The organism is Zunongwangia pacifica (genome assembly GCF_023499215.1).
Lineage (GTDB): Bacteria > Bacteroidota > Bacteroidia > Flavobacteriales > Flavobacteriaceae > Zunongwangia > Zunongwangia pacifica.
Genome location: NZ_JAKHSK010000047.1, coordinates 13,728 through 27,529 on the forward strand (window position 1 = coordinate 13,728; position 13,802 = coordinate 27,529).

Annotated in this window: 10 protein-coding genes; 2 read left to right on the forward strand and 8 right to left on the reverse strand. The window is 37.5% G+C overall.

From position 1 onward, the window contains the following. Positions 1–21: 21 nt before the first annotated feature. Positions 22–3,045 carry a tetratricopeptide repeat protein gene (locus L1967_RS20225; RefSeq protein ID WP_249603320.1) on the reverse strand — a complete coding sequence of 1,008 codons (3,024 nt, stop codon included), beginning with the start codon at positions 3,043–3,045 and terminating at the stop codon, positions 22–24. 285 nt (positions 3,046–3,330) lie between these two features. Between L1967_RS20225 and L1967_RS20230 the strand changes: the two genes are divergently transcribed. Then, positions 3,331–4,014: a cell division ATP-binding protein FtsE gene (locus L1967_RS20230; RefSeq protein ID WP_249603321.1), complete on the forward strand. Its 684-nt coding sequence runs from the start codon at positions 3,331–3,333 to the stop codon at positions 4,012–4,014. A gap of 397 nt (positions 4,015–4,411) precedes the next feature. Here the strand turns inward: L1967_RS20230 and L1967_RS20235 are convergent, their stop codons facing one another. The 7 genes from L1967_RS20235 to L1967_RS20265 form a co-directional block, all read right to left on the reverse strand. Continuing rightward, on the reverse strand, positions 4,412–5,485 hold the full coding sequence (locus tag L1967_RS20235) for a transporter family protein (protein WP_249603322.1): 1,074 nt from the start codon (positions 5,483–5,485) through the stop codon (positions 4,412–4,414). Continuing rightward, positions 5,460–6,515, reverse strand: coding sequence for a cytochrome-c peroxidase (locus L1967_RS20240; protein ID WP_420856429.1), 1,056 nt, complete (start codon positions 6,513–6,515; stop codon positions 5,460–5,462). The genes L1967_RS20235 and L1967_RS20240 overlap by 26 nt, the downstream gene beginning before the upstream one ends. 79 nt (positions 6,516–6,594) lie before the next feature. After that, positions 6,595–7,395 carry an MbnP family protein gene (locus L1967_RS20245; RefSeq protein ID WP_249603323.1) on the reverse strand — a complete coding sequence of 267 codons (801 nt, stop codon included), beginning with the start codon at positions 7,393–7,395 and terminating at the stop codon, positions 6,595–6,597. Between the two features lie 209 nt (positions 7,396–7,604). Then, positions 7,605–7,925 carry a hypothetical protein gene (locus tag L1967_RS20250; RefSeq protein WP_249603324.1) on the reverse strand — a complete coding sequence of 107 codons (321 nt, stop codon included), beginning with the start codon at positions 7,923–7,925 and terminating at the stop codon, positions 7,605–7,607. Positions 7,926–7,990: 65 nt separating this feature from the next. Further along, positions 7,991–8,428: a peptide chain release factor 1 gene (locus tag L1967_RS20255; protein ID WP_249603325.1), complete on the reverse strand. Its 438-nt coding sequence runs from the start codon at positions 8,426–8,428 to the stop codon at positions 7,991–7,993. Between the two features lie 100 nt (positions 8,429–8,528). After that, positions 8,529–8,894 carry a hypothetical protein gene (locus tag L1967_RS20260; protein WP_249603326.1) on the reverse strand — a complete coding sequence of 122 codons (366 nt, stop codon included), beginning with the start codon at positions 8,892–8,894 and terminating at the stop codon, positions 8,529–8,531. Between the two features lie 543 nt (positions 8,895–9,437). After that, positions 9,438–12,683 (reverse strand): S41 family peptidase, encoded by a 3,246-nt coding sequence (locus L1967_RS20265; protein WP_249603327.1) that lies wholly within the window; start codon positions 12,681–12,683, stop codon positions 9,438–9,440. A 251-nt stretch (positions 12,684–12,934) separates the two neighbouring features. Between L1967_RS20265 and L1967_RS20270 the strand changes: the two genes are divergently transcribed. After that, positions 12,935–13,504 (forward strand): RNA methyltransferase, encoded by a 570-nt coding sequence (locus L1967_RS20270; RefSeq protein ID WP_249603328.1) that lies wholly within the window; start codon positions 12,935–12,937, stop codon positions 13,502–13,504. The last annotated feature ends 298 nt before the right edge of the window (positions 13,505–13,802 follow it).

Consider the following 13,802-nt stretch of genomic DNA (forward strand, 5'->3'; position numbering starts at 1 on the left):
TTAAATTCCTTTCGTAAGGATTTAATTATTTCCGGTTTGTACGGAAGAATTGGTTTTTGCTTCTTCGGCTTTTATTCTGGAAAGCTCTTGTTGTGCTTCCTGAACCACCTCTGGATATTTACCAAAATTCTTAATTACATTATCCAAAACATAAGTGGCCTGGTACGCATCCCCAAGTTGATAAAAGTTTTTTGCCATAAGCACCAATCCTTTGGCTCCCCATTTTTTATATCCTGAAAAGTCTTTCGCTAAAACCTGCACCGCTGCATTAGAAGCTTCATAATTATTGCTCTTATTTTTAAAATAAGCATCATAATACAATGCCTCTGCAGCTAATTCACCAGTTGCGGTTTTTTGAACTTCAGCATAAGCTGCTTTTGCTTTGGCTTCGTTCCCCGATTTTATGGCAGATCGTGCAACAATTAATTGCGCATCTGTTCTTGCCTGTTTATCGGCTTCCGGATTCGCCAAAACTTTATCGGCATAAGCTGCTGCCTGTCCCGGCTGGTTCATCTCGTCGTAAGATTTCATCAGGTTAGACTGCGCGTAAATCTTATTTTGAGTATCACCGGCTACCTGCTCTAAACGCTGTAACAATGGTACTGCTTCCTGATATTGTGACTTTTCAAGGTAAATCTGGGAAAGTCGTGCCAGTGCCTGCTCGGTAAATTCATTATTCGGCTTTGCGATAACATATTTATAATGCGGCACCGAGGCTTGTTTATCGCCATCACGATATTGCAATTGCGCTAAATAGAAATTCGCGTTAATGGCATGGATTCCGTTAGGGAAGCTTTTTAGATATTTCTCAAAATTCGATTTTGCCTGCGTTGTATTATTCGCTAAGTATTGATTTTCGGCAGCTTCGTAAGTGGTGTTATCTAAATCGGCATCACTAACCTCTACAAAATCAATATTTTTAACCCAACCCGCATATTCATCTGTTCTACCTAAGTCTACATACACATTACGAGCGGTAGAAACCGCTTCCATCGCTTCAGGTGTATTTGGGTAATCACTTACTACTTTTTTAAACTTGCTAAGCGCTTTTTCTCCCTGATTGGAATTATAATAAATTAAGCCCTGTCTCAACATCGCTTTAGGCACCAAAGCACTTCCTGGCACTTCTCTAATTAAACGATCGTAGGTTGAAATGGCCTGCGAGGTGTTATTGGTCGCCACATAGGTATTTCCTAATTCGTAAAGTGCATCATCACGAAAAGCAGATCGTGGATATTTACTATTGAAACCTGAAAGATCTTCGATTTTACGTTCGTTTCGATCTACAAAACCATAACTTATCGCTTTTTGGAAAGCCGCATAATCGGCATTGCCAACTCCGTTTGCAATAGCTGCATTATACGATTCCATTGCCGGCCAATACTGGCTGTTTACAAAATAACTATCACCTAACCTTAAATAAGCATCATTTCTTTTAGCTCCGTCATGTTGACTATTTTCAGCGTATCTTTTAAAATATTCGATCGCACGGTCGTACTCGTTTTTCTTAAAATACGCGTATCCAATATTATAATCCAGATCGGTCTTTTCATCGGTGCCGGCAGCAGCGGTCATTCCGCCAAATTCTTTGTACCCTATAATCGCATCGTCAATTCTGTTTACGTTGAATTCACTTTCAGCTTTCCAATAGGTTGCTTTTGCGGTAATTTTTGGATCGCGGGGTTCTTTTAAAGCTTTATCAAAATTCTTGATCGCTTCATAATAATCGCCTTCTTCGTAAAGCTGAAGTCCGTAATAGTACGCTACTTTTTGATAGGCCACTTTATCTGCAAAATTTCTATTGCTTTCTAAAAGGTTCATCGCTTCTTCAAAATTTCCCGAAGTAATAAAAGAATTGATCAATAATTCTTCGGCTTCGGCTTTATTAGCCGAATTTGGATACGTTTCTAAAAACGTAATTAAAACCTTAGAAGGGCTCTCGTAACTATTCCCAATTTCGTAACCAAGTTTAGCGTAATTCAGCATCGCATCTTCTTTGATTTTGGCATCAAAATCCATTTCACTGGCATTTTTAAACGCATTTAATGCCTGCTGTTTTTGTCCAGATTCTAAATACGATTGTGCTAAATGATAGTAGGCATTTTGAGCAATCGCATTTTTACCATCAATAATTTTATTGAATTCTGAAATCGCATTTGCATAATCTCCCTGCTTATAATAAGCGTATCCAAGCTGGTAATAATCGGTATTGTTCCATTTTCTTCTTACACCCTGGTATTCTTTTAAATAAGGAATCGCCTGATCGTATTGTTTTAAATTGAAATAGCTTTCTCCTATAATCTTATTCAGCTGTGATTTTTCCATCACATTAGATTTTGGTAACTGCTCTTTACCAAGCTGAATGGCTTTTTCAAAATTCCCAAGCTTAAAATTCATATCGGCCTGATAATACGAAAGCTCCTTGCCATAACGCTCGTCTCCTTTCACCTCATCAAAATACTGATTCGCCTGGTCGTAATCATCAGATTCATACGCCATATACCCAATATAATATTTGGCCTGGGCACCATATTGCTCAGAATCGATCACTTTGTTAAAGTAATTTTTCGCCTGGTCTAAATCCTTGGTCTGAAAATATACATATCCTTTATTAAAGTAATATTTCTCCAACTCGCCACGGCTCATACTTTTCTCATCTACCATATCGTACCACTTACGTGCCTGTGGATATTTACCGGTATTAAAATAGTAAGTAGCGACATCGCGATAAGCAGAATTTGTTTTTGTACTGGTAGGATATCGCGAAACAAAACGCTCCATAAGCTCATCTGCTCCTGGTTGGTTTAATCTCACTGCGGCATTGGCTACATAGTATGCGCAATCGCCTTTAATTTTTTCGTCTGTTGCTTCTTCTTTAACATCTGCAAAAAGTTTTTGGGCCGCCAGATATTGTTCGTTATTATACAATTCTAAGGCTTTATTAAATTTTACAAGATCATTGGTATAAATGGCAGATTGCTGAGAAAATCCAATACTTGCCACCAAAAGAAAAATAACAATTAGGTAAGGTTTGCCGGTTGTCATTTATAGTTTTTTAGGTTTGGTAATCAAAGATAATTTAATGCTTTAATTCTAAACGCCATTTAAACACTATAATTATGTTAATGTAAAAAAAAGTACTTGCGCAGTGTACTAAAACTGTATATTTAGCCTTAGTTTTATAATGTGAAGTATTGCGAGAACCTTCTAAAAATTAAGCCTGAAATTGTATAATTTCGGCATCAGTTTTTAGTTTGTTTATAAAATATCCAGGCACAGGTCTTGGGCGATAACCTTGAAAAGGTTTTATACTGAAAAGAATTTTGATTTATGGCCAATGTTGTTCTAGAACTTAAAAATGCTGCGATTTATCAGCGTGAAAACCTTATCCTTTCTGAAGTTGATGTTACGGTAAATAAAGGTGATTTTGTATACCTGATAGGAAAAACCGGTACCGGAAAAAGTAGTTTTATGAAAACGCTTTATGGCGATCTTCCTTTAACCGAAGGTGAAGGAACCATCGTCGATTTTAACCTTAGAAAATTAAAGGAAAAAGACATTCCTTATTTGCGCAGAAAACTGGGCATTGTTTTTCAGGATTTTAAGTTACTGACCGATCGTAATATAAAAGACAACCTGCTTTTTGTATTAAAAGCCACCGGCTGGAAAGACAAAAACAATATGGATCAAAAAATCGATCTTGTTTTAGAGAAAGTGGGTATGAAAACCAAAGGTTTTAAGTTTCCTTACCAACTTTCTGGTGGGGAACAACAACGTGTAGCGATTGCCCGCGCGCTTTTAAATGATCCTGAACTAATCCTTGCCGATGAGCCTACCGGAAACCTGGATCCGCAAACCTCGGTAGAAGTGATGGAAGTATTACAGGAAATAAGCCGCAACGGAAATACCATTTTAATGGCTACCCACGATTATGCGTTGTTACTAAAATATCCTTCTAAAACCCTAAAATGTGACGGCCAGCGTGTGTTTGAAGTGGTGCAGAAAACAGTTTAAGTTAGAAATTAGATGTTAGATCGCTTCGCTGTTAGAATTTAGAGAATAGACTATTATTTTGAACAATTAATTTCGGTGTCATCTCGACCCTGCCTCACCGGCAGGCAGGCGTAGTGGAGAGATCTTTTTGAGTTTGAGGTTAGAAGTTAGAAGTTAGAAGTTAGAAGTTAGAAAACTATTTATTCTGAAATTACCTTCTAAATTTCTGAGATGATTTTATATAAAAAGAAGCTGTCTAAAAACTCAATTTTAGTCAACCTGTTCCGACAGCTATCGGACTTGTTTCAGGTTCTCATAACTATTTCAAATCAATGAGATGAGATTCTGAAACAAGTTCAGAATGACGTTTTTGGATGTTTTTAGACAGCCTCCTTCTTTTTTACTGAAGTTTTCGCTTTTACAACACGAAATTCAGGTGAATTCCTAATCTGAATTTGGCTTCAACAGCGCCGCCATTTAAATCTTGTGATACCGGAAGCATTACGTTGACCCCTCCTGCTATTTTTCCGTAGGTAGATTCTACCCCTATTCGGCTAAACAAAACATTTCCCTTCGTATCCTTCACGGCTAAACCATAACTTTCATTTTCTCCAAAAACTTCTCCTGAAACGCCCAAAACCGGACTAATGGAAACAGGAGTAAAGGTTTTTGCATTCATGGTATTGAATGTTCTAAACACATTTACTCCATAATTAAACTGATTCCCAAAATGATATTTCTGATCATTTTCAGTTTTAATGGTGTAATTGGCAAGGAGCCCTAAGCCCCAGTTTTTATGACTTACGGAATAATTTGAGGCCAGCAACACATCCCAACTACCGGTCCCTACCTGAAAACTTGGGTTTACACTGCCTTCATTATTGGCGCGATCGTATTCTCCTGTGGGAAGCTTCACACCTACCCCAACTTCGAGATTATGCTTAAATTTGGTTTGCTGTTCTGGTAAAAATCCGTCGAGTTTTGGTGAAATTAGCCGGTAAAAACCCAGAATACTAATATCCCCTAAACCATTAATCTTTTGCGACGTTCCATCTGCAAACTGCCGATTATGAAAATGATACGGCACAATTACATTCAATTTAATTTTCTGACTTATGGGGATTCTTGCCCAGGCCTGCATGGTATTAAAATTCTCATCGATCCAGGGAGAATTGTTATAAATTCCGTCCCGGGATTGGTATTGTTGCGTAATGTATCTTAAACCAACAAAATCACCATTACCAATAGTACCGTAGCCCATACTCCCACCGCTACTGCCGCAGCCACAAACATCACAATCGTCGAATTCGAAAAATTCGGTAGTCGTTTTAAGGTTTTTATTGTATTCGGAATCTTCATTAGAAGTTTCAAAATTAAAATCCGAAAAAACCTTAGTCGAATCTATTAAGCTTTCGGCCCTTAAAAAAGTACCGCCAAAAATACCCAATAGAAGCACCAGTATGTTCCTAATATTCTGCAAATCGTTCATCATTTAAAAAAGTTTCGTCGGTTAGGGTATTTAAAAAGGCAATTAAAGCTTCTTTTTCTTCTGCACTTAGATCGATCCCTAACCGGTTATTTTGTTTTAGAATAGGATCTAAAGTTTCTGAATCCTGTACGCCGTTATCGTAGAAATTAAGTACCGATGCTAAACTCCCAAAACGGCCATCGTGCATATAAGGAGCCGTAATTGCTACATTTCGCAAGCTGGGCACTTTAAACTTATAATTATCGGCTACACTTCCGGTCACTTCGGCACGGCCAATATCATTAATACCGGGATAAGGTGGCAATCCGTTATTTCGAAAAGCATCGTCTGTAAAAAGATCGGTTTTATGGCACGACGCACATTTTTGCTGAAATAATTCATATCCATATTCTTCAATTTCAGTAAAACTTCCTCCTTCTTCTCCCCTTACATATTTATCATATTTGGAATTTGAAGAAATCATCATCACCATAAATTGCGATAAAGCTTTAAAGAAATATTCGTTGTTTACTTCGCCATCTTTAAAAGCTTCAGCAAATAACTGCTGATACTCGGTATCTTCTTTCAGTTTTGAAATCACATTAGATACGGTTTCTCCCATTTCTACCTCATTGGTGATTGGTATTATAGGAAACAAATCTAAATGCGAGGTTGCTCCATCCCAGGTAAATTCTTTTTGAAAAGCCATATTCTGCACTGCGGGTGCATTTCGGGTACCTTCTAAATCATTAATCCCATGACTAAACTGATGCCCATGATGCGTAAATGCAAAGCGCTGCTCATGGCAAAATCCGCAAGAGATAAATCCGTTTGAAGACAACCGACCATCATAAAACAGTTTTTTACCAAGCTCAAAACCTTTTTCGGTTGGTGGATTGGCACTTAAATCGTACTGGACCTCGGGAAAGTTTGCAGGAACGTTTATTTCTAACTCCTTATTTATAGCGATATATTCCGCATCATCATCGCTACAGGAGTACAAGCCCAAAATCACCAGCAGCCCCACTAAGGTATTTCGTTTTTTGATCATCATTTCTATAGGTCTTAGTATGCAAATCCAACCACCCCAAAAACATCTAGAATGGTTGGTTTGCAATTCTTTTTTACCTTAATTAATGCTGAATATTATCACCATTATGAACATGATCTACCCGAAACATTCCATTTACGTTTTCTGAGATCTGCGGGCTTTTAACTTCATCGATCATGATGACGGCTTTCTCTGAAAGTTTGATTTTATGCTGTCCATCCAACACCTGATTGGCATCTATCGCCATGTGAACCACCGGACTTAAATTATCACTTACCAATGCTTGAGTTGGTAATTGCAATGTTACTTCCCTGTAATTATCCAGGCTACTGCCGTGGCTTCCCATGTGGATCTGGAAAACCGTAGGTTCTGTTACCGTTTCAGAAGTAAAAGTCCCTTCAAAATTTAAAAATTTATAGCCTGCCTGCCAGGACCACATCATTTCATTGTCTTCAGCAATCTGAAGAAAATTGCCTTGTCCTTCAGCGCCCTGCTGGTATTTTTCCTGATCTACTCCCACGCCAAATTTAAGGGCAACATATTTCCCCGCAGGGATATTTTCTAAAACAACTTCGGTAAGCTCATTTTCTTCACTTATCACAAAATAACTATCGTCTTTTGGATAGGTAAATTCATTTCCTTCGGCATCAATAAGCACAAAATTGCTTACGATATAATTGAAACGATTAATAGTTAGCGTTTCGCCGTTAGTATTGGTATAGGTAGCGGCGCCAAGCAAAAGGTCATCTCCATTTACACCGTTATCAAATTCAACCCTTAACTTGTTTTCCCCACTTAGCGAATTATTATCATCATCAGATGAACATGCGGTTATACTAATAGCAAGAATTAATACTAGAGATTTTATATAATTAAAATTCATTTTGTTTAAAATTTGAGTTTTTTAGGATTTTTTAATTTGGCCAGAAACCATGTTTATACTCTAAAAACACCTTATAGCAAGCGCAAGAGGCATTTATAAGAAAATTATGCTCTATTTCGAGAACATCCCGATGGTCGGGTAAAATTTAAACATAGCAATGGCTATCGGTCTTCTTTAAAGCCGATTTTCATTACTTTAAAAAATGAATTTTAAACAATAGGAGGTTTTACCTTTCTCTTACCAAAGAGAAAGGTATAGTTGGCCAAATAAAGAAATACATGCTTATCGCTATCTTCAAAAATCAAAGGTTTTTTATCTAAATTCACCTTATCGATTTCAAAATACAGCAAAAAAAGCTCGTACCTATTGGCTAAATTTCCGCGTTTTTCTTCGTGTTCTTTATCAGCCTGCCTGGCCAGGGACTGCATTAGGTAACATTTACCATTACAGGCCAGATCTGGACGATCTTTATTAATACACAGTTCTGTAACTATATAATCATAATTAAAAATATAGTCGAAAATGGGCATTATGGGTTTTAGCAGGATAAAAAAGGCCACGAAAAAGGCCCAATATCGCATATACTTAATACTAATTAATTAGTAAGCGAGCGTGCATTTTCTATACTAGCATTTACCGCTTGCTGCATTGCTTTCACATCGCCAAGCTCTTCCTGCAAAGCTTTGATCTGTTCCTGAAGTTCTTCATTGTTCATTTTTTGAACTTTCGCTTTATTCTTCACAAACTCGTCACTAAAACTATGCATCCAATCCATCATCAGTTTATCGGCATCTTGTAATTTCTGCTCGGCTTTCAGGTATTTTTCAGCGGTAGCACTGGTATCGGCTATGGCTTTTAAATCTTTAGATAATTCTGAAATATCACCCATTTTAGGCATAACCTCATCATGTACGTCCAAAACCTGGTGAAACAATTCTTCGTATTGCTCTTTTTTAGCTGAAGTATCTTCGGCGCAGGAAACAGCCAGTAAAGCAAGGCTTAACAGCAATGCTAATCTATTTATAAGTTTCATAGAAATCTTTTAAGTTTTAAAATACGTAATTACCAACCACCCAAAATTCAGGCAGTCTAAAAATTAATACTTGTGTACTCGAATATCGAGTATAACTAACTTAAATAATTGGAGGATGAAAGAATTCCTGAAGTGAATAAAACTGATAAAACTGAGGTTTTGCGTCAAAATTATGAGCAATCGCCTCAGTATCAAAATTGGTGTTTAAAACCAGTTGTTTTTCAGCATAAAATAAAGGGATCTCTATTTTTTTTGCTGAAGTTTCCTTTTTTTGTTGTGATTCTTTCTCTGAGGCTTCGGCCAGTGCACGCATTAAATAACATTTCCCATTACAGGCCAATTCAGGGCGATCTTTATTTTCACAAAGCTCCTTACTAATGTAATCGTAATTCAGTACATATTCCACCACCGGAAAAGCAGGCCGAACAACAATTAAAAATGCAAATATGGGAAACAGAAATTTCACGTTGCAAAAATAACTAAAACGGCAGCTTTATTCAACTTAAATCCTGAATTTATAAGCCTCAATATTCGTTAAAATTTGGGTCCTTTTTTTCTTGAGATTAGAAGTTAGAATTTAGATATGAGACAAGAGACAAGATATTTTGAATGCTGATAGCTGAAAATTGAAGAGTCAGGAGACAGGAGCCAAGAATCAAGAGAACATTACTTTAAATTTTGAATTTTAAATGCTTCGGTGCTGATGGCCGATGGCTGCCAATTTGAAAATTTAGTAATATAATTGAAATTCCCAGTCATTTCGACTGAAGCGGAGCGCAATGGAGAAATCTTTTTTGAGTCAGGAGACTAGACGCAGGAAGTAAGAAAATTTCAAAATGCGATGATTTACTAATTTGAAAATTATGTTAAAGCAGTAATGGAATTATAAATCACATCTAAAACAAAAAAGCCCCGAGAAATTAATTCGGAGCTTTTATAATTCGAGTTTTACAGAAAATTACTCTTCAATAAACTACCGTAGAGCAAGCCTTGGAGCATTTAATCTTGATTATTGAGTAACTTGATCTAATAAAACCTCGATACCTTTTTCTAACTGCTGGTCGCGACCCTCGCTAATTACGCCCGGCATATTTTTTACGATAATATCGGGTTCGGTTTGATTGTTTTCCATCCATTCACCGGCTTTATTTTTAGCACTTACCGGAACAACTCCCCAACGTGTACCATCGGCAAGACCTTCCCAGCCGGCAAAACTACAGGTTCCTGGAACCGGCATCCCTATAGTTGTACCAATATTTAAATCGGTATACCCACTGGCATAACAATGCCCATCTGAATACATACTTTCGTTAAATAAAGAAAGTGTAGGCTTTGTCCATCGTGATGTTGGCTCGCCACCCACCACTTTAGTTTCAGTCTCATAAGTGATAAAAGGTGTTCCGGTAAAGAACGCGGCAAGATCGGCTACCAAATCTCCACCACCGTTAAAACGAGTATCAACGATTACCCCTTCGGTTTCAAAATATTTACCCATCATATCTTCGTATATCGAACGATAAGGCTCATCACTCATTCCCGGGATATGTACGTAACCTAATTTTCCGTTACTTTTCTCCTCAACCTCTTTTTGATTTATTCGTACAAAACGCCTGTATAACAAATTACGCTCTTCCCCCAAAGAAACAGGTTTCATGGTAATTTGTTTTGGTGCTTTAGCTTCAAGATCTTTTATTTCCAGTAACACAAATTTGTTGGCTTTGTGGTTTAGGTATTTCGCAATGTCCTGATCGTTCTCTATGGTTTCCCCATCAATAGCGGTAATTACCATTCCCGGTTCGATATCGTAAGCTGCCTTATCTAAAGGTCCTCCTTTGATGACTTCAGTAATTTTAATTCCGTCACCTTCAAAATCATAATCCATAAAAATCCCGAGTGAAGCCGTTTCGTCGCCATCGTCGCTTCGGTTACTATAGCGCGCGCCCGAATGTGATACATTAAGTTCACCTAACATTTCAGAAAGCATTTCAGCAAACTCATACGAATTGCCTATATGCGGAAGGTATTTTTTATACTGAACATACAACGAATCCCAGTTTTTCCCGTGGAATGTGGGTTCGTAGAAAATATTCTTTGTTCTTATATACACATGATCGAACATTTTTTCCCTTTCGGCATCTTCATCGTAATACATATCTCCGGCAATCTTAATTGCTTCTGATTTTTCTTTATCGACATCGATTTTAGAGATATTCCCACCACTTAATAGATAAAGATTTTCCTGCTTTTTATCCCAAACTAAACTTCCGCCTCTGGAATTTAGTTTTACCGACATTTTGGTTTCGCCGGTACGCAGATTGGTTTCCCAAAGATTGTTTTTATCCTCAAAACTTGACAGGTAATAAATTTTCTCTCCATCTTTAGAAAGTACGGCATCGCTTAAACTGCTGGAATGCGTGGTAAGGCGTTTTTTTCTTTCTTTCATTCCTTCCCAATCGAACTTCAAATCTTTAGCTTCTTCGTCTTTCTTATCTTTCCTGTTCTTTTTATCTTTTTTATCATCTTCTTTCTCCTCGTCTTTCTCGGCTTTCTGAGCTTCTTCAACAGCTTTCATCAGCTTATAATCTTCTTCAGACATATTGAATTTATCATAGGCTTCCTGGGTAAAAAACATCGAATACACATCTCTTTCAGATCTTCCGCTGGTGGCATAACTTTTTAGTCCGTTTCGATTACTAAACCAGAGCATTTGTTTCCCCTCATTCACCCATTTTGGGTAATAATCCTGGTAACCACTTTCAGTCAGATTTTCCCGTTTACTACCATCTGCGGCTAGTAATAATACTTCATTATTACTTAGTAGTTTCCCCCAATCCATCAAAATCCATTTACTATCGGGGCTCCACGTAAAATATTGATCACCATCACTCATGGTAAACAGATCATCGGGGGTTAAAAGATCGATTTCTTTTCCTGAAGACAGATCTTTTACGCGTAAAGTTCTTCGACCTGAAATATAAGCCAGCTTTTTACCATCTGGTGAATATTTTGGAATATAACTATCGGTATCGGCCTCGATTACCGTTTCTTCTTTTAATAATGTTGAAGCATAGAAAAAAGGCTCCTCTTTTCTTACAATTTCGGTTTTATAAATATTCCATTTTCCCTCACGCTCGCTGGAATACACTACCGATTTACCATCGGGTGTAAACGACACAAAACGCTCCTGATTTGGCGTATTGGTAATTCTTTTGGTTAAAGATCCATCTACAGATGTCACAAAAACCTCACCGCGAGCTACAAAAGCGATTTCTTTACCGTTTGGAGAAACTTCCATTTCCTTTACTCCGTCTCTAATACTAATATAATTATCACTATTATCCACAGGCTGCGTTCTGATAGTTACCTCAACTTTTTTAGGCGTCTGTCCTTCTTTCATGGTATATAATTCACCATCATACCCAAAAGCCAAAGTTCCATTGCCATAGCTTAAAAAACGAACCGGAAAATCATCAAAATCGGTTAATTGCTCGGTTTTATCTGGATTCTCTAAGGATAATTTATGGACATTAAAATTGCCACTTTCTTCACTTAAGTAATATAAATGCGTCTCAGATTCATCAAAAACCGGCTGGCGGTCTTCTCCTTTAAACGAAGTAATCATGGTATGCTTATCGTTATCAACATCGTACTTCCAAATATCCCGGGTTACCGAAGATACATGATGTTTACGCCATTCGTTCTCCCCACCAACTTTATCGTGATACACCATTGTTTTGCCATCGTCACTTACCTGAACATACTCTGCCGGAATGGTAAAAATCTGATCTACACGCCCACCTGCAACAGGAACGCTATACAATTCGGGTTGATAACTGGCCGGAAACTGGCGGTGCTCTGCGAGATCCTGGCGAACGGCACCAAAAATAACCGATTGATTATCTGCGGAAAAACTAAAGGGTTGCTCGTCGTTGCTGTGATAGGTTAGCCGTGTTGCCGGGCCGCCTAAAGCATCCATTACAAAAACATCGAAATTTCCATAACGGTCTGAAGCAAAAGCGATTTGTTTACCGTCCTTACTCCAAACCGGCATATAATCATGTGCCTTATGAAAAGTAATTTGCTTAGCATCGCCACCACTTGCAGCAACGGTATATAAATTGCCTTTGTAGGTGAAAACAATGGTTTCCCCATTGGGTGAAATCGACTGGTACCGGATCCATTTTGGGGTGACCTGCGCAAAACTTTGTCCTATTCCCAAAAGGATCGTAAAAAGGGAAATGAGTAATTTCTTCATAAAATTTTTGATGAATATTTCTTAAATACTGAATGATCTCCAAAGATCATAAAAAAAGCTGAGCTTTGAAATAACGATAGCACCACGAGCTTAAGGCTTAAAGTCCAGTTTTTTGAAAGCATTCCATATTTACTAAAATTGTAAAGAATCGCACCCAATTTCATATAAAATCGGTTTTAAATTATCGATTCTGAAATTTTCGCATAATGGATAGATAAGTTAAAGCCGACAATTATTTTTATTTTTGCCACATGAAGAACAGAAAGATCAAAAACAGCGAGCTAAATCGCAAATCGGTTGAAGAGTTTAAAGAAGCTAAAAAAACACCTATTATCGTTATTCTGGACAATATTAGAAGTCTGAATAACATTGGATCGGTTTTTAGAACAGCGGATGCATTTTTGATCGAGAAAATTTATTTGTGCGGAATCACGGCTAAACCACCCCATAAAGACATTCAGAAAACTGCTCTTGGCGCTACTGAAACAGTGGTTTGGGAACATGTTGAAGATACTTTAGCTTTAGTTGAAAAACTGAAAGAAGATAACGTAAAAGTATTTTCTATCGAGCAGGCAGAAGGTGCGGTAATGCTGAATAACTTTAAACCTGAAATTGGTGAAAAAATCGCGGTGATTTTTGGGAACGAAGTCAAAGGCGTGCAACAAAAAGTGGTTTCGGCTAGTGATGGTGTGATTGAAATTCCGCAAGCCGGAAGCAAACATTCATTAAATATCTCGGTAAGTACCGGTGTAATTCTTTGGGATTTATATTCAAAATTAAAAGCAGCCGATTATAGCGCTGCTGGTGGACATGGACATTAGTTTAGACCGCTTCGCTGTTAGAGCTTGGAAAATAGACAAGAGACTATTTTGAATGCTAAATTTTGAATTATTTTTTGTTGAAAGCTTTAATCAATTTGAAGATTTGCTAATTTGAAAATGCGCTAATGCTAATAAGAATCGAAATAGGATATTCCGAAGGCGAATTCTTACATAATCGTCATCCTATGTTTGTTGCATGTAGATTTAAGAGAAATAATGATTAGATTTCAATAGAAGAAGGGAAAGCAAAAAAACCGTGCTTTGTCATTGGTCTTATAAGGCTGTTCGAGATGCTGGT

What these genes read in the sequence shown, in the direction of transcription:
- L1967_RS20225 (WP_249603320.1), bottom strand. Translation starts at nt 3,045, where the DNA reads ATGACAACCGGCAAACCTTACCTAATTGTTATTTTTCTTTTGGTGGCA.
- L1967_RS20230 (WP_249603321.1), top strand. Translation starts at nt 3,331, where the DNA reads ATGGCCAATGTTGTTCTAGAACTTAAAAATGCTGCGATTTATCAGCGT.
- L1967_RS20235 (WP_249603322.1), bottom strand. Translation starts at nt 5,485, where the DNA reads ATGATGAACGATTTGCAGAATATTAGGAACATACTGGTGCTTCTATTG.
- L1967_RS20240 (WP_420856429.1), bottom strand. Translation starts at nt 6,515, where the DNA reads ATGATGATCAAAAAACGAAATACCTTAGTGGGGCTGCTGGTGATTTTG.
- L1967_RS20245 (WP_249603323.1), bottom strand. Translation starts at nt 7,395, where the DNA reads ATGAATTTTAATTATATAAAATCTCTAGTATTAATTCTTGCTATTAGT.
- L1967_RS20250 (WP_249603324.1), bottom strand. Translation starts at nt 7,925, where the DNA reads ATGCCCATTTTCGACTATATTTTTAATTATGATTATATAGTTACAGAA.
- L1967_RS20255 (WP_249603325.1), bottom strand. Translation starts at nt 8,428, where the DNA reads ATGAAACTTATAAATAGATTAGCATTGCTGTTAAGCCTTGCTTTACTG.
- L1967_RS20265 (WP_249603327.1), bottom strand. Translation starts at nt 12,683, where the DNA reads ATGAAGAAATTACTCATTTCCCTTTTTACGATCCTTTTGGGAATAGGA.
- L1967_RS20270 (WP_249603328.1), top strand. Translation starts at nt 12,935, where the DNA reads ATGAAGAACAGAAAGATCAAAAACAGCGAGCTAAATCGCAAATCGGTT.